The following is a 16,758-nucleotide window of genomic DNA, read 5'->3' on the forward strand; positions in this document are numbered from 1 at the left end:
GTCTGAAACTTTTCAGACGACCTTTTTGCTTGTAAGAAGTTCCAATACAGCATATTGGTTTGCACCATTTTGCATATAGTCGGTTGCGTCAATATGAATAGGTTTTCGTTCGGTAGATGTCACCGCAGTAAGCATATCTTCTTTCTTTGGAAGCATTGCAGTATTCCATAAATAATGAGATAAAACTCTATCTATGGTTACTTCTGATACCCTTAATGATTTTTGCTTGTTCTCCATCAACTTACTCCTTAGTTAGATTAAATCTCATATACAATAGAAGGTAACCATAATATATCACCACAGTTATTCATCATCAGTATAGTTGGAAATTTTGATTGATAAGTTTTTTTCTTATCTTTTCCCCAATCAGTTTGATTCATTGGAACAACATCCCTAAAATTAAAATAGAAATTTCCAATGCCATAATCCTGGATATTAACTCCTTTTGGAATATTATTTTCAGGGAAAACAGAAGATAGCTCAAAATAACCACTCCACTCCTTACCCCCTAAGACTGGAGCTACCATCTTTTTATCTAACACTCGACAACAATCAGAACCGTAAACAGACGCACCTTCTTTACCCATCCACCTATCAATCAAAGAAAACTTCTTATTTCCATGTTCTGATAAATATCTTTCCAAATCTTTAGTCTGCTTGATTTCTTTGTCTAAATATTGCTCAAGAAATTTGAAGTCAGCCGGTCTTTTTTCTGCTAAAAATTGTTTATCCCATTGATCATTAGAATATCCCTTTGTAGAAAACCAGATGCTACAGGCTTTTTCTGCCTGATATGCTCTGCACTGTCCTCCTGTAAAACTGATTTCTCCCTGAAGTGTAGTCGAATCTGTCCGAAAGGCTTCAGCCTCTCCCAACAACCTACCTGCAAAACTGACCATTGCTTTCTTGTGTAATTCCTCAGGGGTGTAAAACTTCCTGTCCCGCCAGCAATAGCCTGCCCTGAGTTTTTCCCTGTACTCCTGCTCCGAAACCCCGTCAGGCTTGGGGTCTTTGACAATCAGTTCTTTCCAGTATTGGTATTTATCGGGCGCAGTATATTCATATATACCGAAGCCTGCTGCCGCCAATGCAGCGATTGCCAGTAGGTATTTGTTTGTTTTCTTCATAAACTACTCCTTTCTATAGATAGATCGTTTGAAAATCAAATCCTAACCCGTTTTCAGACGACCTTACTTTACTTATTGCTGCCCGCCTTTCAACGAAGCCACCTTCACCGCCCCTTTCAGCCGCTTGGTAAACATTCCATCCTGATAGTAGCGAATCTTATTCACCTTCGCCGGATGTGCCATGCCTTCGTAAATGATGATTTCGCTTTCCTGACTCATTCCTTTCAATTCCTGCGGCAGCATCAGCGCGCGGCGCTCTTCGCTTTCCGAAACGCTGCGTTCGCGTCCGCGGCTGACGTTCCTCCTTTTCACCGTGGTATAGCCCAGCATTTCCGAGTATTCGTTCGCATCCTGCTGCTCCCGCGGGGTATAGATGATTTGTAGAGCGTGGTTGGTGATGATCGTGCGGGCGTATTCTTTGCCGTAAACGGCATCCAGTTGGGCGACGGATTGGATAATCGGAAACAGGCGGATGTTGTAGCCCGCCATGTAGCTGACGGAATGGGCGATGATTTCTACTTTGCCAATGCTGGTAAATTCGTCCATCAGCAGCAGGCACTGGTGTTGCAGATCAGGATTATCCTGCGGTAACTCTTTGGTGTTTTGGTTGATCAGTTGAGAGAAGAACAGGTTGACGATGATCCTCGATTCGGCAAGTTTATTGGGCAGGATGCCGATATAGACGGTCATTTTCTTTTTACGCACGTCGGTCAGCAGGAAATCGTCGGCGGAAGTTGCGGCGTCAATGACGGGGTTGATCCACGGGTTGAGGGGTTCTTTAAACGTACCCATGATGGAGCCGAAGGTTTCCTTCTCTTGGGAGATTAAACCGGAAAAAGCAGTTTTGGCAGCTTCACTCAGGAAAGGTTCTTGAGACAGGGAAGTAAAGTATTCTTTGAGTTCGGTACCGTTGCCTGAAGAGAGACGGTAGATTTTTCCCAGAGTACATGGGGGGTGTTCGTTGGACAATAACCCGTTGCTTGCATTTTTTCGGTATGCATGTTTATCAAACAGATATAACGAAAACGCCAAAAACGCATTCCTTGCCTGCGCCACCCAGAACTTGTCCCGGCTGTCTCCGTCCGGATACAGCATCGCCGCTATCGACATCAAATCCGATACCCGCTGGTCGGGATCGGAAGAAACATAGGTAAACGGATTCCAGCGGTGCGTCCTACCGTCTTCGGCAAAGGGGTTGAACAGATAGACTTCCTGACCCAATACCTCTTTGCGGTAGCCGCTGGTCAGGTTGAAGTTTTCCTGTTTGATATCCAAAACTACGACCGAACTTTTGTAACTCAACAGGTTCGGTATCACGATACCGACACCTTTACCCGAGCGGGTCGGTGCCGCCAGCAGTGCAAACTGCTGGCCGCTGTAATGCAACAGCTTGCCGTTGTATTTGCCGACGACTAACGATGTATCGGATTGCTTGAAAAAGCCTGCCTTTACCAGGTCCGACATTCCTGAAAACCTTGCTTCTCCGTGCAGGCTGGGGGAAGCTGTCCTCCATATTGGAACGAGGCTGAACAGGTAGGCCAGCAGCGGCAGACCGAAGCCGGCTATACCTGATGTCTTAATTTGTAAAGAATACGCTGCAACCCGAGGAAGATGCAGCGTATTGAAATATTTGAACCATGTCGTCAGTACCAGCGGGGTTTTGTCCAGTCCCAGCCATTGCAGTAAGATAAAGCCGGAAAGGTAGCTGCCGGCAACCAAGGAAAGCAGCAATAAAATTGCCGTAATGATGAATTTGTTGCGTAGGGTCATTTTTATATGCCTCTTAACTTTAGATGATTAAATCGGTTTTAGAAATCAATAAGCAATCTTTAGCAGTAAAGGTCGTCTGAAAAAGCTTTCAGACGACCTTTTTTATACAAGGGTTCTTAACCGCGTACCCGCTCGATTTTCGCGCCGACTTTGCCGAGTTTTTTCTCGATGTGTTCGTAGCCGCGGTCGAGGTGGTAGATGCGTTCGACGATGGTTTCGCCGCCGGCGACCAAGCCTGCCATGACGAGGCTGGCGGAGGCGCGCAGGTCGGTCGCCATCACGACGGCGCCGGAGAGTTTTTCCACGCCTTTGACGAAGGCGGTGTTGCCTTCGGTGGTGATGTTCGCGCCCATGCGGTTGAGTTCGGGAACGTGCATGAAGCGGTTTTCAAAGATGGTTTCGACCACGCGGCTGTCGCCTTCGGCAACGGCGTTCATCGCCATAAACTGCGCCTGCATGTCGGTCGGGAAGCCGGGGTGGACGACGGTGCGGATGTCCACTGCTTTGGGACGCTGCTGCATGTCGATGGAAATCCAGTCGTCGCCCGCTTCGATGATGGCGCCCGCTTCGACGAGTTTGTCCAATACGGCTTCCATGGTTTTGGGAGCGGCGTTGCGCAGGACGACTTTGCCGCCGGTCATGGCGACGGCGCAGAGGAAGGTGCCGGCTTCGATGCGGTCGGGTACGACGCTGTGTTCGCAGCCGTGCAGCTCTTTTACGCCTTCGACGGTCATGGTTGATGTGCCGATGCCGCTGATTTTCGCGCCCATTTTGACGAGGCATTCCGCCAAATCGACGACTTCGGGTTCGATGGCGCAGTTTTCGAGGATGGTCGTGCCTTCGGCGAGGGTTGCCGCCATCAGCAGGTTTTCCGTACCGCCGACGGTAACGACGTCCATGACGACACGCGTGCCTTTCAGACGGCCTTTGGCTTTGACGTAGCCGTGTTCGATGGTGATTTTCGCACCCATGGTTTCGAGGCCTTTGAGGTGCTGGTCGACGGGGCGCGAACCGATGGCGCAGCCGCCGGGCAGGCTGACTTGGGCTTCGCCGAAACGTGCCAGCGTCGGGCCGAGCACGAGGATGGAGGCGCGCATGGTTTTCACCAGTTCGTAGGGGGCGCAGGTGTTGTTGACGGTGCCGCCGTTGATTTCGAATTCGTGAATGTTGTCGGTCAAAACGCGCGCGCCCATGCCTTGCAGCAGTTTTTGGGTGGTTTTGACGTCGGCGAGCATGGGTACGTTTTTCAGGCGCAGGGTGCCGGAGGTCAAGAGTCCGGCGCACATCAGCGGCAGGGCGGCGTTTTTTGCGCCGGATACGGTGATTTCGCCGTTGAGCGGGCCGTTGGCGGTGATTTTGAGTTTGTCCACAGTGTTTCTTTCGTTGTTAAGACAAGTCCCGTCGGCGGCTGCCGGCAGGACGGGATTCGTTTAGATTCGGAATTATAAGGGATTTTGACGGTTTTTGCGGGTGTGTGGGGAGAATTCTTCCGAAGGGTGTTTACAGGGTATGAATGGTCGGAAGGGTCGTCTGAACATATCGGGTGCAACCTTGCGATGTCTGTTTCTACGTTTTCAGACGACCTGTAAATCCAGTTTCATCACGGAGACGGTTTCGCCGTTGTGCCATTGCGTCGCAATTTCCCGCCAGCCGTATTTGGCATAAACCGCCTGTACGTCGGGCGTATAGAGGTAAAGGGCGGGCAGGCGTAAGGAGCGGGCGGTTTTTAGACAATGGGCGATGAGCGCGTGTCCGATGCCTTTGCCTCGATATTCGGGCAGGACGAATACGTCGCCCAGCCAGTATTCGTATTGCGGAAATTCTTCCATGTCGAAGCGTTTGAGCGCGGCGGAACCGAGCAGCTGTCCGTCTTCCGAAACTGCGGCAAAGGCGAGTGGCAAACCATCCCCGTCCAGACATTTTCGGTAATAGACACGAATTTTTTCAAGCGACGACCACGGGGCGAAGTCGTGCCATTCTTGGTAGAGCGCACGGGTAAGCGGCTCGATGTGGCAGGCTTGCAATGAAGTGATGTTCATGACGCGTTATCGTGTAGAAAGGTCGTCTGAAAGATTATGCCGAAATTTATAAACCACGGGATAGCGAACGGGATGGGGCTGGTTTTTCTGCCGGAGCCAATTGTTTGATGATTATTTCTAAATCAATGTCTTGTGACGAATTGAGCTCAAGCGGATATTTTAAACGCATATAATTAATAATACTGTTGAATGAAAGTCCTGCTTTATTTAAAGTCTTTATTTCCTCAATAATATGTAAAGGTAGCTGATGCATCATTTTTCTCCTTTGGATTTTATCTATTGGGCAAATTCTTAGTTTAGACTGTTTTTAAGCAAACCGTCGTAAAATGAAGGCGGTAAAAACCAGATACAAGCAATTATCCCAATTCATATTTTTATTTTTACATATGTAGGAATAATCAAATTTGAATTTCTTGTTATTGTACCCTCCAAATGCAAGAAAGGGTCGTCTGAAAACCAATATTCAAAGTTTTCAGACGACCCCGTCCATCCTTATCTGCCATCCTTCTGACGGATGAAGGCATCGGCTTTGGCGCGGCGTTCGGTTTCTTCGGCAACGGTTTGACGCAGCAATTCATCAACGGGGATACCTCGGCGCGGCGCTTCTTCTTCCGCATACTGTTTTATCTTACTGTCCATATACGCCTCTACTTGGCGGCGCAAACGGTCACGTTCTTCACGGCTTTCCGCGCACAGGCGCTTCAACTCCTTATCTTCGAGATGGTGAAAGCTTTGTTTTTTGAATTCCTTCTCCAGTCTCGAATATTGTCGGCACTGATCGACTTTCGGATGGCTAAACAACAAAGCCATAGACAAAAAGTTGAAATATTCGGAGGCCTCTTTATTGTCCCGATAACAAAGCGAACCGTTCGCCAAAGTATTGGTATCTTCAAACAATTGCTGACACTCAGCGGCAAGCTTTTTATCTGCCGCAGGATCGGATGGCGCACCGGTTTGATTTTGTGCGGCGGCAGAAGCGGACAAACCGGCGAGCAGCAAAGAAAATACAAAGGCTTTTTTCATCAGTTTTTCCTTGGTTTTAAGATACAAAAAAAGCTGTCCGAACATCTTGCATGATGGTTTCAGACAGCTTTTTTCAGCGTTTTAGCCCACTTTATCCCCGGGCTGCGCGCCGGCATCGACATCGAGCAGCTTCAGTTTCCCGTCTGCCGTGGCGGCGGAGAGGATCATGCCTTCGGATACGCCGAATTTTGCCATTTTGCGCGGGGCGAAGTTGGCGACGGCGATGACCATGCGGCCGTTCAATTCGGCGGGGTTGGGATAAGACGCGGCGATGCCGGAGAAGATGATGCGTTTTTCAAAACCGAAATCGAGGTCGAATTTTAAGAGTTTGGTGCTGCCTTCGACGGCTTCGCAGTTCAATACTTTGGCTACGCGCATGTCGATTTTCATGAAGTCGTCGAAGCTCGCTTGTTCGGCGACTTTTTCGTATTTGCTGTCTTCAACAGGCGCAGGGGTCGTCTGAATGCTTTGTTTGTTGGCTTCGACTAAATCGTCCACTTGTTTTTGCTCCACTCGTTGCATTAAATGTTCGTATTTGTTGATGGCGTGTTCGCCTAGGGTTTCACGCGTGTTCGCCCAGGTAATCGCGTCCAGATTGAGGAAACGCGCGGCGTTGGCGGCGGTTTGCGGCAATACGGGGGCGAGGTAGGCGGTCAGCATGGTGAAGGCGTTGATGAGTTCGCTGCATACTTCGTGCAGGCGTGCGTCTTGACCTTCCTGCTTGGCGAGTTCCCACGGTTTGTTGGCATCGACGTATTCGTTCACGGCGTCTGCCAATGCCATGATGTCGCGCAGGGCGCGGGCGTATTCGCGGTTTTCGTATTGCTCGGCGATGGTGTCGCTTTCGGCAGCGAGTTTTGCCAGCAATGCGCTGCCTGAAACGTCTTTCAGACGACCTTCAAAGTGTTTGGCGATGAAACCTGACGCGCGGGCGGCGATGTTGACGTATTTGCCGACGAGATCGCTGTTGACGCGGCTGATAAAGTCTTGCAGGTTCAAATCGATGTCTTCGATTTTGCTGTTGAGTTTGGCGGCGATGTAGTAGCGCATCCACTCGGGGTTCAGGCCTTGTTCCAGATAGGATTTGGCGGTGATGAAGGTACCGCGCGATTTGGACATTTTTTGTCCGTCCACGGTCAGGAAACCGTGTGCATACACGCCGGTCGGGGCGCGGTGGCCGGAGAAATGCAGCATGGCGGGCCAGAACAGGGCGTGGAAATAGAGGATGTCTTTGCCGATGAAATGGTACATCTCGGTTTGGCTGTCGGCTTTGAAGTATTCGTCGAAATCGACGCCGATGCGGTCGCACAGGTTTTTAAACGACGCCATGTAGCCGACGGGCGCGTCCAGCCAGACGTAGAAGTATTTGCCCGGCGCGTCGGGGATTTCGAAACCGAAATACGGCGCGTCGCGGGAAATGTCCCAGTCGGACAGGGTGGTTTCTTCGCCTTCGCCCAGCCATTCTTTCATTTTGTTGAGGGCTTCGGGTTGCAGATGGGGCTTGCCGTCGTGCGGGTTGTTGCCGGAAGTCCATGCTTTCAAGAAGTCGGCGCATTCACCCAGTTTGAAGAAGAAGTGTTCGGATTCGCGCAATTCGGGTTTGGCACCGGAAACGGCGGAATACGGGTTGATCAGTTCGGTCGGGGAATAGGTCGTGCCGCAGACTTCGCAGTTGTCGCCGTATTGGTCTTGGGCGTGGCATTTGGGGCATTCGCCTTTGACGAAGCGGTCGGGCAGGAACATTTGTTTTTCGGGGTCGAAAAGCTGCTCGATGACGCGGCTCTCAATCTTGCCGTTGGCTTTCAGCGCGCGGTAAATGTCTTGGGAAAACTGTTTGTTTTCAGGGGAATGGGTGCTGTAATAATTGTCGTAGCCGATGAAAAAGCCGGTGAAGTCGGCGAGGTGTTCTTCGCGCACTTTGGCAATCATGTCTTCAGGCGCGATGCCTTGTTTTTGCGCAGCCAGCATCACGGGCGTGCCGTGGGTGTCGTCGGCGCAGCAGTAGTGGCACTCGTGGCCGCGCAATTTTTGAAAGCGCACCCAAACGTCGGTTTGGATGTGTTCGACCATGTGGCCGAGGTGGATGCTGCCGTTGGCATAGGGCAGCGCGGAGGTAACGAGGATTTTGCGTGTCATGGTTTATGCTTAGGAAAACAATGGATAAAGATGGGGAATTATACCGTAAATCGTGCGGGCGAGACGGGGGAAAGGTCGTCTGAAAAGGGGATTTAAGGTTTCAGACGACCTTTTGCCTTTCCGTTTTCTTTGCATATTCTTTGTCTAACTTGACATTTCCTTGCTGTCGCAACACCATAAAGGCAGATTCGGCAGCCGGTTCGAGTCTGCCGTACGTTTTTTCTTAACAGAAAGGCTATCTACGATGACACAATCCACTCACGATCCTTATGCGGACTACCGCGAGCTGACGCTTCGGGGCATGATACTCGGTGCGCTGATTACCGTTATCTTTACCGCGTCGAACGTTTACCTCGGTTTGAAAGTCGGTCTGACCTTTGCTTCGTCGATTCCGGCTGCGGTGATTTCGATGGCGGTTTTGAAATTTTTCAAAGGCAGCAATATTTTGGAAAACAATATGGTGCAGACGCAGGCTTCGGCGGCGGGTACGCTTTCGACCATCATCTTCGTCCTGCCCGGTTTGCTGATGGCGGGCTACTGGAGCGGTTTCCCGTTTTGGCAGACGACGCTTTTATGTATTGCCGGCGGGATTTTGGGGGTGATTTTCACCATTCCGCTGCGTTACGCGATGGTGGTGAAAAGCGAGTTGCCTTATCCCGAAGGTGTGGCGGCGGCGGAGATTTTGAAAGTCGGCAGCCACGAGGAAGAGGAAGGCCGTCAGGGCGGCAGCGGCATTAAAGAGCTGGCGGCAGGCGGCGCGTTGGCGGGCTTTATGAGCTTTTGTTCTAACGGTTTGCGCGTGATTGCCGACAGTGCGAGTTATTGGTTTAAAAGCGGCACGGCGATTTTCCAACTGCCGATGGGCTTTTCGCTGGCATTGTTGGGCGCGGGCTATCTGGTCGGTCTGACGGGCGGTATCGCCATCCTGCTGGGTATTTCGATTGCTTGGGGCATTGCCGTGCCGTATTTTTCATCGCACATTCCGCAGCCTGCCGATATGGAAATGGCAGCGTTTGCGATGAAGCTGTGGAAGGAAAAAGTACGCTTTATCGGCGCGGGTACCATCGGTATTGCGGCGGTTTGGACGCTTTTGATGCTGCTCAAGCCGATGCTGGAAGGCCTGAAAATGTCGTTCAAGAGTTTCGGCGGCGGTGCGCCCGCTGCGGAACGCGCCGAACAGGATTTGTCACCTAAAGCCATGATTTTTTGGGTATTGTCCATGATGCTGATTTTGGGCGTGTCGTTTTATCACTTTATCGGCGATTCGCACATTACGGGCGGCATGGCTTGGCTTTTGGTGGTTGTTTGTACGCTTTTGGCTTCCGTCATCGGCTTTTTGGTCGCCGCCGCCTGCGGTTATATGGCGGGTTTGGTCGGCTCGTCTTCCAGCCCGATTTCGGGCGTAGGCATCGTTTCCATCGTCATCATTTCGCTGGTGTTGTTGGTTGTGGGCGAATCCGGCAGCTTGATGGCGGATGAAGCCAACCGCAAATTCTTGTTGGCACTGACCTTGTTTTGCGGCTCGGCGGTGATTTGCGTGGCTTCGATTTCCAACGACAACCTGCAAGACTTGAAAACCGGCTACCTGCTCAAAGCAACGCCTTGGAGACAACAGATTGCGTTGATTATCGGCTGTATCGTCGGCGCGTTCGTCATCTCGCCCGTGTTGGAACTGCTCTACGAAGCCTACGGCTTTACCGGTGCAATGCCGCGCAAAGGCATGGACGCGGCGCAGGCTTTGGCGGCTCCGCAAGCGACTTTGATGACGACCATCGCGTCGGGTATTTTCGCCCACAACCTTGAATGGGCGTACATCTTCACCGGCATCGCGATTGGCGCGGTGTTGATCGTCGTTGATTTGGTGTTGAAAAAATCGTCCGGCGGCAAACGCGCACTGCCTGTCCTCGCCGTCGGCATGGGCATCTACCTGCCGCCGTCCGTCAATATGCCCATCGTGATCGGCGCAGTGTTGGCCGCGGTGTTGAAACACATCATCGGCAAGAAAGCGGAAAACCGTGAAGGCCGTCTGAAAAACGCCGAACGCATCGGAACCTTGTTCTCCGCCGGTTTGATTGTCGGCGAAAGCCTAGTCGGCGTAGTGATGGCATTCATCATCGCCTTCTCCGTGACCAACGGCGGCTCCGACGCCCCGCTCGCGCTGGGTTTGGAAAACTGGGAAACCACCGCATCCTGGCTGGGACTGGCGTTCTTCATCACAGGCATGGTGTTCTTCGCCCAACGCGTGTTGAAAGCAGGACGCGTCAAGTAAGCTGGGTTTGAAAATAAAGAGGTCGTCTGAAAACTTGGGATTCGGGTTTTCAGACGACCTTGTTTTTATCTGCGGCCTTCACCCTCTTTCGTTTGGCTGGGGAGGTGGGCTACAGGCTGAACGAATTTAATTTTACCCAAAGCTATAGAACCACCCCCATCCTAACCTTCCCCCGCCGGACGGGGGAAGGAACAGATTGCCGTTGAAGCAAACCGTAGCGTGGGCTTTGCTCACGATATGAATGCCAAAATGAAAGCACATTCGGCTATTGTCTGATTTTGATTACTTAAATGATGGATTTCGTGGGCAAAGCCCACGCTACTTGAGTTATCCAAAATCTGTATTGATTGAATACACGGGTCACGGGTATGAACGGGTTTGTTTCTTTAAAACCCGAATCTTAAAGTTTCAGACGACCTCGTTTTTATCCGAAAACCGCCCCCTCTCCCGTCTGGCGGGAGAGGGCTGGGGAGAGGGTGGCTCTACGGGGCAAACGAATTTGATTTTACCCAGAGCCATAGAACCACCCCCATCCTAACCTTCCCCCGCCCGACTGGGGAAGGGACAAGTTGCCGTTGAAGCAACGAGTAGCGTGGGCTTTGCCCACGAGATGAATACACGGAAACAGATAACTGATTCAGATTATTAAACGGCAGATTTCGCGGACAAAGCCCACGCTACGGGTTCGGTTGCTCCGAGCATGTATCGATTCAATACAAAGGTCGTCTGAAACCTTGAATTTCAAGTTTTCAGACGACCTTTTTCATGCCTGCTATATTATGGTGAAACCCGTCAAATCACTTCCAAAACAAAATATTGGCGCAATTTGTCGTACACTTTGTCGGTTACGTTGATGCAGCCGTTGGTGATGATGCGGTCGGAGACGACGTTGGAAGCGATGCGCTGCATACGGCGCTCGGAGGGTTTGAGCGTCCAGACGCGGTGCAGGGCGAAGAGGAAGTCTTTTTCCTGCTTGAAGCCGATGATTTCGCCGCCGTAGCCGGGTTTGGAAGTCTTCATCAACTGCATATCAAATGTGCCTTTCGGCGTGGTTTTGCCGATGAGCACGGGGTAACACTGGGCATCGTCGGTGAAACACAGCTCGGCTTTGGCGGTGTTGACGATGACTTTTTTGCGTTGCATGTATTCTTTGGCGGCATCGGCTGCGACAAAGCTGTTCAGCCCTGCCAGCAGCGATACGCCGAGGATGATTCTTTTAAACATGTTTTCCTGTTATTTGCGGATGCGGTGGTGAGTTTCGGGCGCAACCTCGCGGATGATGATTTGAGGTTCAGGCGCGGGTTGTGGGGCAACTTCTTGTACGGGCGGGCAGACGGCGTCTTCCGGGAAGACGGCTTTCCAATGGAAGCTGCGGGCGTATTTATGTTTGTCAAACAAGACTTTGTATTGGCAGGTGGTAATGCCTTCTACGCCGGAGCCGATGTCGGGATTGGCGGGAACGCCGGGAGTGCGGAAGTGGAAGAGATAGTTCCATTCGCGCACGCCGAACATACCTTCATCGTAGTGCGGACGACCGAGGATTTTGTAAATGTCGTCTTTGCTCAGACCCGGTTTCATCTGTTCGAGTTCATCGGCGGTCGGGAATGTGCCTTGGTTTTTGTTAAAGGTTACGGAGTAGGGTTTCGGAAAGACGGGGTTGTCCGTCGTTCCGTCGGCTTTAACGTGGCTTTTGCCGGCGCAGGCGGACAATACGGCTGCGGCAGCGAGGTAAAGGGCGGTTTTGGCGATGCGGGACGTTTTCATGGTTAATCCTTTTTCATGTTGGCGGCTTCGGTTATGCCTCTGCCGCATGGAAAAATACGATTTACCCGCACGCTGCCCTTTGTGCAGATGCCGTTTATTGTCACTTTGTAACAATTTCATACGGATATAATTGGAAATGATGGTACATCGGCTTCAGGCAAGCGTGTGTCCGGGTCGGGTAAAATCGCGTTACTGGTTGTTTATTTTGATGTTTAATCAAATTTAAGGCGAAATGTTAATTTCTTGTTCAGATTCCATGCAAGTTTTATGCCAATTTTTTAAAAAGGTCGTCTGAAACGCTTATCCGTGTTTCAGACGACCTTTCGCTTTCAGGATTTAAAAAAACGGATTGTGCCGTTTTTCATGCCCGATGTCGGTCATTCTGCCGTGTCCCGCGATGACGCGGGTATCTTCGGGCAGGACGAACAGTTTGGTGCGGATATTATGGATGAGATCGGCGTGGTTGCCGCGCGGGAAGTCGGTTCTGCCTATGGTTTCGTAAAACAATACGTCGCCCGCGATGAGCAGCCCCGCTTCGGCGCAGTAGAAAACGACGTGGCCGGGCGTGTGGCCGGGGATGTGCAGGACTTGGAAGGCGTGGCTGCCGACCTTGAGCGTTTCGCCTTCGGTCAGCCAACGGGTCGGCTCGAACGCGGGGGAAACGGGAAAGCCGTATTGGGCGGTCGTTTCGGGCAGGGCTTGGAGCAGGAAACCGTCGTCTGCATGAGGGCCGATGACGGGGACGGGGCGGTGTTCCCGCAATTCCACCACGCCGCCGGCATGGTCGAGGTGTCCGTGGGTCAGCCAAATGGCGGTCAGGGTGAGGTTTTTCGCGTCCAGCTCTTGCAGCAGGTAGGAAACGTCGCCGCCGACATCGGTCAGGACGGCTTCGCGGGTTTCGTCATCCCACAAAAGGGTACAGTTTTGGCGGAAAGGGGTAACGGCAATGATTTCGGCTTGAAGTGCCATGAGGCGGGATTCCTTGGGTAGTGGTTGGACGGGGGCTTGAACTTCGTTGAAATGATGTTTTCAGACGACCTTCGATCTGTTTATGCGGTATCATTATTATATTTGAAATAATCACTCACATTATTGGAACGTTTATGAGAACTTCAATGCAGGGCATGATACCGATTTTTGCCGCTTTTTTCATCCAAACGGCGCTCGGCGCGGATTTGATGCTGGCGCAGGAATACAAAGACCAAGACATTACAGGCTGGGCGATGAGCGAAAAGCTCGACGGCGTGCGCGCGTATTGGGACGGGCGGCAACTGGTCAGCAGGCAGGGCTACGCGTTTACCCCGCCCAAAGGTTTTACCGCGCAGTTCCCGCCCTATCCGCTTGACGGCGAGCTGTATAGCGGACGCGGACAGTTTGAACAGATTTCCGCCGCCGTGCGCTCGTCTTCCGGCGATTGGCGCGGCATCCGCCTGCACGTTTTTGACGTCCCCAAAGCGCAGGGTAACCTCTACCAACGCCTCGCAGTCGCGACGCAATGGCTGAAAACGCATCCGAACGCTCCGATTACCATCATCCCGCAAACCAAAGTCCGCGACCGGCAGCACGCGATGGACTTTTTAAAACAAATCGAAGCGCAAGGCGGCGAAGGCGTGATGCTGCGCCAACCCGAATCGCGTTACAGCGGCGGCAGAAGCAGCCAATTATTGAAGCTGAAAAGCCAATACGACGACGAATGCACGGTAACGCGGCATTATGAAGGCAAAGGGCGCAACGCCGGACGGCTGGGCGCGGTCGGCTGCAAAAACCAACACGGCGAATTCCGCATCGGCAGCGGCTTCAAAGACAAAGACCGCGACAACCCGCCCAAAATCGGTGCGGTCATCACATACCGCTACCGCGGCTTCACACAAAAGGGCACGCCGAAATTTGCGACGTTTGTGCGGGTCAGGACGGACAGGTAAGAGCCGATGGTCGAAAGGTCGTCTGAAAACCGGATTTTTGGGTTTTCAGACGACCTTTTCACAAGTTTGAGGGATACTGAAACGGTTTTCTGCTTTGGGGGCAGGAAGAGGGAACTTTGGTATATCGCGGATAATTTAACCTTTGATACAGCAGCTTATTTAGCCTCGTCATTCCCTTTAGCCCCGTCATTCCCGCGCAGGCGGGAATCCAGTCCTATCCGTACGGAAACTTATCGGGCAAAAAGGTTTCCTCAATTCCGCATCCTGGATTCCCGCCTGCGCGGGAATGACGGCAGCGGTAAACAACGTATCGGAGTAAGTTAATTGATTATTATCATGTACAATTTCCGCCTGATTGATTTTTAATGGATTGGTTTGATAGAGGGATAAATGATGGATGTTAATGATTTGATTAGTGCAGCAGTCCAATTATTTAATGAGAAAAAATACGCTGAAGCGATTGAAATACTTCATCAGGCTTGGGACGGGATTACGGATAAAAATACTCAAATTCCAGAGCAAATTAAGATTCAAAATCGGCTTGGCGGTTGTTATTTGGAACAAGCCATAAATGCCAAAGATACGGATAAAGCAGACGGACTATTCGAACAGGCCGTTTGGCATTTTCAGGAATTATTGCAGCTTACCAAACAGCTGGAAGATGAACAGAACAAGATTGAGGAGCAAATTATTGCCCAATTTCGGCTTAGCTTTTGTTATTTGAAACATGCCCAAAAAACCAAAGATACGGACAAAGCAGACAAACTATTCGGACATGCCGTTGAATATTCTAGGAAACGGTTGGAGCTTACCAAACAGCTAAAAGATGGACAGGACAAGATTCATAAGCAAATTGTTGCCCAATTTCGGCTTGGCAGCTGTTATTTCGAACAGGCCAAAAAAACTAAAGATACGAATAAAGCAGACAAACGGTTCGGGCAGGCTGTTGAAGATTTTAAGAAGGAATTGGAGCTTACCGAACAGCTGGAAGATAAACAAGCCAAGATTCAGTATCAAATCCTTGCACAATATGAGCTTGGCACTTGTTATTTAGAACAGGCTCAAAAAACCAAAGATACGGATAAAGCAAATAAACTGTTTGAAAAAGCTGTTGAACACCTTCGAGAATTGTTAAAACTTACCAAGCAACTGACGGATAAACAAGATCGTATTCAACAACAAATCTATGCCCAATCTGGGCTTGGAGGTTGTTATATTGAACAGATTAAGAGAAGTAAAAGCACATCCGAAGCGGAAATATTTGTTAAACAGGCTAGCGAAAATTTTTTAGCCGCCTACGAACAATTACCACAATTAAGTGATGAAAAAGAAAAAAAGGTATGGGAAAAAATAATCCGTCTAGGTTTAAGGGAGATTGATTACCTCAATGAAGACTGGAATTCCTATTTCGAAAAGAAAAAACAAGAAATACAGGAATCGCTTTTCAAAGAGGAAACTTCACAATCGCAAGACGCCGTTGCAACCGTATTGGCGGTTCTCCATATTACGCCGATAGAGTTGGGCTTTACCCCGATGGCGCATTACACTTCGCCCCATGTATGTCATATATTATTCGGCATCGGCGGCAACGAAACCGCCAGTCCGATGCGGCTCGGCAGTTCTACCTATATGAACGACCCGTCTGAAGGCAGGGCACTGCTGGACTTGCTGAACCAACAGGAATTGGAGTTGGAGAATAAGGAGGATGGCGCGTCCCACAATCACAATGCCTTTTTTACCTGCTTCTCCAGCCGCGTCAACGATTTGAATCAGTTCCGCCTGTATGGCAAAGAAGGCGGCGTGGAGGCTTCGGGCTGCTGCTTGGTGTTCAATAAAAACGGAGATTGGCTGAGAGAAGCAGATGTTTCCGCTTCGTTCCATAACCCGTCCCCCAAAAAAACTAGACAGGATTCAGACGACCTGACGGGAGCCGATGATCCAGATAATAAATACAAAAAGCTACCGCTTTATCAAGTCGCTTATATCGCATACAAAGATGAATATATTGCGGAAAAGAAATGCGGGATATGGCTTTCTGCACCCAATAAGGTTTTCAACCTTCATCAAAATTTAGCACAAGAAAAGTTGGGCTCATCTATTCGATTTACATTAGATGCAAATATCAGTCGATTCGGTATCCGCCTGAAACCCGTCGGCAATGAAGAATGGCATCAGTTCCGCTTGGAAAAATTAAAAGAAGCGTTGGAAGAGCTTATCGGGTTTTTCAGGGACAAATCCGCCTTCCGCGACGACGATAAAGAAGCCTTGGAATACATCCGCTATCTGTTTAAAGACTTTGCCTTCCGCGACGAAGAAGAGTTCCGCCTGTTGGTCATCAAGCCAATCGATTCGGAGGAAATCGAATATTGCGAGACTACCCAATCCGTCTATATCCCTTATGCCGATATACGGAATCGGGCGGACGAGGTGATTTTGGGTACGAATTACGAAAAAACCGGCAATCAACGCAAGGCAGAAGTATTCCGCTATCAGATGAAGCAAAAATGCCCCGACGTCAAAGTCTCCCGCTCGACGCTGCCGATTAATCCGCCGAATAAGTAGATGGGTTTGCTTAATTCCCGATACGGGTACCTATTATCAGCCGTCATTCCCGCGCAGGCGGGAATTCAGTCCTGTCGGCACGGAAATCTGTCGGGCAAAAAGGTTTCCTAAATTCTGCGTTCTGGATTCCCGCCTGCGCGGGAATG

14 protein-coding genes are annotated in these 16,758 nt (G+C 50.5%); 3 read left to right on the plus strand and 11 right to left on the minus strand.

What is annotated here, in order from left to right; genetic code table 11:
* Window positions 1-12: 12 nt before the first annotated feature.
* From MON37_RS11775 to metG, 8 genes are all read right to left on the minus strand, one after another.
* On the minus strand, window positions 13-237 hold the full coding sequence (locus MON37_RS11775; RefSeq protein ID WP_039407063.1) for a hypothetical protein: 225 nt from the start codon (window positions 235-237) through the stop codon (window positions 13-15).
* 20 nt (window positions 238-257) lie between these two features.
* Window positions 258-1,127: a hypothetical protein gene (locus tag MON37_RS11780; RefSeq protein ID WP_039407060.1), complete on the minus strand. Its 870-nt coding sequence runs from the start codon at window positions 1,125-1,127 to the stop codon at window positions 258-260.
* Window positions 1,128-1,199: 72 nt separating this feature from the next.
* Window positions 1,200-2,897, minus strand: coding sequence for a type IV secretory system conjugative DNA transfer family protein (locus MON37_RS11785; protein ID WP_039407058.1), 1,698 nt, complete (start codon window positions 2,895-2,897; stop codon window positions 1,200-1,202).
* 116 nt (window positions 2,898-3,013) lie between these two features.
* Window positions 3,014-4,267: a UDP-N-acetylglucosamine 1-carboxyvinyltransferase gene (gene murA, locus MON37_RS11790; RefSeq protein ID WP_039407055.1), complete on the minus strand. Its 1,254-nt coding sequence runs from the start codon at window positions 4,265-4,267 to the stop codon at window positions 3,014-3,016.
* Window positions 4,268-4,471: 204 nt separating this feature from the next.
* The gene (locus MON37_RS11795) at window positions 4,472-4,936 is read right to left on the minus strand and encodes a GNAT family N-acetyltransferase (RefSeq protein ID WP_039407052.1); all 465 of its coding nucleotides are present in this window, start codon (window positions 4,934-4,936) and stop codon (window positions 4,472-4,474) included.
* A gap of 46 nt (window positions 4,937-4,982) precedes the next feature.
* The gene (locus MON37_RS11800) at window positions 4,983-5,192 is read right to left on the minus strand and encodes a hypothetical protein (protein ID WP_039407050.1); all 210 of its coding nucleotides are present in this window, start codon (window positions 5,190-5,192) and stop codon (window positions 4,983-4,985) included.
* Window positions 5,193-5,428: 236 nt separating this feature from the next.
* Window positions 5,429-5,959, minus strand: a complete 531-nt coding sequence (locus MON37_RS11805) for a hypothetical protein (protein ID WP_039407087.1) — start codon at window positions 5,957-5,959, stop codon at window positions 5,429-5,431.
* A gap of 81 nt (window positions 5,960-6,040) precedes the next feature.
* On the minus strand, window positions 6,041-8,095 hold the full coding sequence (metG, locus tag MON37_RS11810) for a methionine--tRNA ligase (protein WP_039407048.1): 2,055 nt from the start codon (window positions 8,093-8,095) through the stop codon (window positions 6,041-6,043).
* Between the two features lie 244 nt (window positions 8,096-8,339).
* Between metG and MON37_RS11815 the strand changes: the two genes are divergently transcribed.
* Window positions 8,340-10,364: an OPT family oligopeptide transporter gene (locus MON37_RS11815; protein WP_039407045.1), complete on the plus strand. Its 2,025-nt coding sequence runs from the start codon at window positions 8,340-8,342 to the stop codon at window positions 10,362-10,364.
* Window positions 10,365-11,156: 792 nt separating this feature from the next.
* Here MON37_RS11815 and MON37_RS11820 read toward each other — a convergent pair.
* The 3 genes from MON37_RS11820 to MON37_RS11830 all read right to left on the minus strand — a co-directional run bounded on the left by MON37_RS11820 (window position 11,157) and on the right by MON37_RS11830 (window position 13,097).
* Window positions 11,157-11,588 (minus strand): hypothetical protein, encoded by a 432-nt coding sequence (locus MON37_RS11820; RefSeq protein WP_039407041.1) that lies wholly within the window; start codon window positions 11,586-11,588, stop codon window positions 11,157-11,159.
* A 9-nt stretch (window positions 11,589-11,597) separates the two neighbouring features.
* Window positions 11,598-12,128 carry an outer membrane protein assembly factor BamE gene (locus MON37_RS11825; RefSeq protein ID WP_003743151.1) on the minus strand — a complete coding sequence of 177 codons (531 nt, stop codon included), beginning with the start codon at window positions 12,126-12,128 and terminating at the stop codon, window positions 11,598-11,600.
* A 336-nt stretch (window positions 12,129-12,464) separates the two neighbouring features.
* Window positions 12,465-13,097 (minus strand): MBL fold metallo-hydrolase, encoded by a 633-nt coding sequence (locus tag MON37_RS11830; protein WP_003779657.1) that lies wholly within the window; start codon window positions 13,095-13,097, stop codon window positions 12,465-12,467.
* A 146-nt stretch (window positions 13,098-13,243) separates the two neighbouring features.
* Here MON37_RS11830 and MON37_RS11835 point away from each other — a divergent pair, with 146 nt between their 5' ends.
* Window positions 13,244-14,050 carry a DNA ligase gene (locus tag MON37_RS11835; RefSeq protein WP_003743147.1) on the plus strand — a complete coding sequence of 269 codons (807 nt, stop codon included), beginning with the start codon at window positions 13,244-13,246 and terminating at the stop codon, window positions 14,048-14,050.
* A 390-nt stretch (window positions 14,051-14,440) separates the two neighbouring features.
* On the plus strand, window positions 14,441-16,612 hold the full coding sequence (locus MON37_RS11840; RefSeq protein WP_039407033.1) for a tetratricopeptide repeat protein: 2,172 nt from the start codon (window positions 14,441-14,443) through the stop codon (window positions 16,610-16,612).
* Window positions 16,613-16,758: the final 146 nt, after the last annotated feature.

Origin of the sequence: Morococcus cerebrosus (assembly GCF_022749515.1) — a bacterium.
GTDB lineage: Bacteria > Pseudomonadota > Gammaproteobacteria > Burkholderiales > Neisseriaceae > Neisseria > Neisseria cerebrosa.

What these genes read in the sequence shown, in the direction of transcription:
- MON37_RS11775 (WP_039407063.1), bottom strand. Translation starts at nt 237, where the DNA reads ATGGAGAACAAGCAAAAATCATTAAGGGTATCAGAAGTAACCATAGAT.
- MON37_RS11780 (WP_039407060.1), bottom strand. Translation starts at nt 1,127, where the DNA reads ATGAAGAAAACAAACAAATACCTACTGGCAATCGCTGCATTGGCGGCA.
- MON37_RS11785 (WP_039407058.1), bottom strand. Translation starts at nt 2,897, where the DNA reads ATGACCCTACGCAACAAATTCATCATTACGGCAATTTTATTGCTGCTT.
- MON37_RS11795 (WP_039407052.1), bottom strand. Translation starts at nt 4,936, where the DNA reads ATGAACATCACTTCATTGCAAGCCTGCCACATCGAGCCGCTTACCCGT.
- MON37_RS11800 (WP_039407050.1), bottom strand. Translation starts at nt 5,192, where the DNA reads ATGATGCATCAGCTACCTTTACATATTATTGAGGAAATAAAGACTTTA.
- MON37_RS11805 (WP_039407087.1), bottom strand. Translation starts at nt 5,959, where the DNA reads ATGAAAAAAGCCTTTGTATTTTCTTTGCTGCTCGCCGGTTTGTCCGCT.
- metG (WP_039407048.1), bottom strand. Translation starts at nt 8,095, where the DNA reads ATGACACGCAAAATCCTCGTTACCTCCGCGCTGCCCTATGCCAACGGC.
- MON37_RS11815 (WP_039407045.1), top strand. Translation starts at nt 8,340, where the DNA reads ATGACACAATCCACTCACGATCCTTATGCGGACTACCGCGAGCTGACG.
- MON37_RS11820 (WP_039407041.1), bottom strand. Translation starts at nt 11,588, where the DNA reads ATGTTTAAAAGAATCATCCTCGGCGTATCGCTGCTGGCAGGGCTGAAC.
- MON37_RS11825 (WP_003743151.1), bottom strand. Translation starts at nt 12,128, where the DNA reads ATGAAAACGTCCCGCATCGCCAAAACCGCCCTTTACCTCGCTGCCGCA.
- MON37_RS11830 (WP_003779657.1), bottom strand. Translation starts at nt 13,097, where the DNA reads ATGGCACTTCAAGCCGAAATCATTGCCGTTACCCCTTTCCGCCAAAAC.
- MON37_RS11835 (WP_003743147.1), top strand. Translation starts at nt 13,244, where the DNA reads ATGCAGGGCATGATACCGATTTTTGCCGCTTTTTTCATCCAAACGGCG.
- MON37_RS11840 (WP_039407033.1), top strand. Translation starts at nt 14,441, where the DNA reads ATGATGGATGTTAATGATTTGATTAGTGCAGCAGTCCAATTATTTAAT.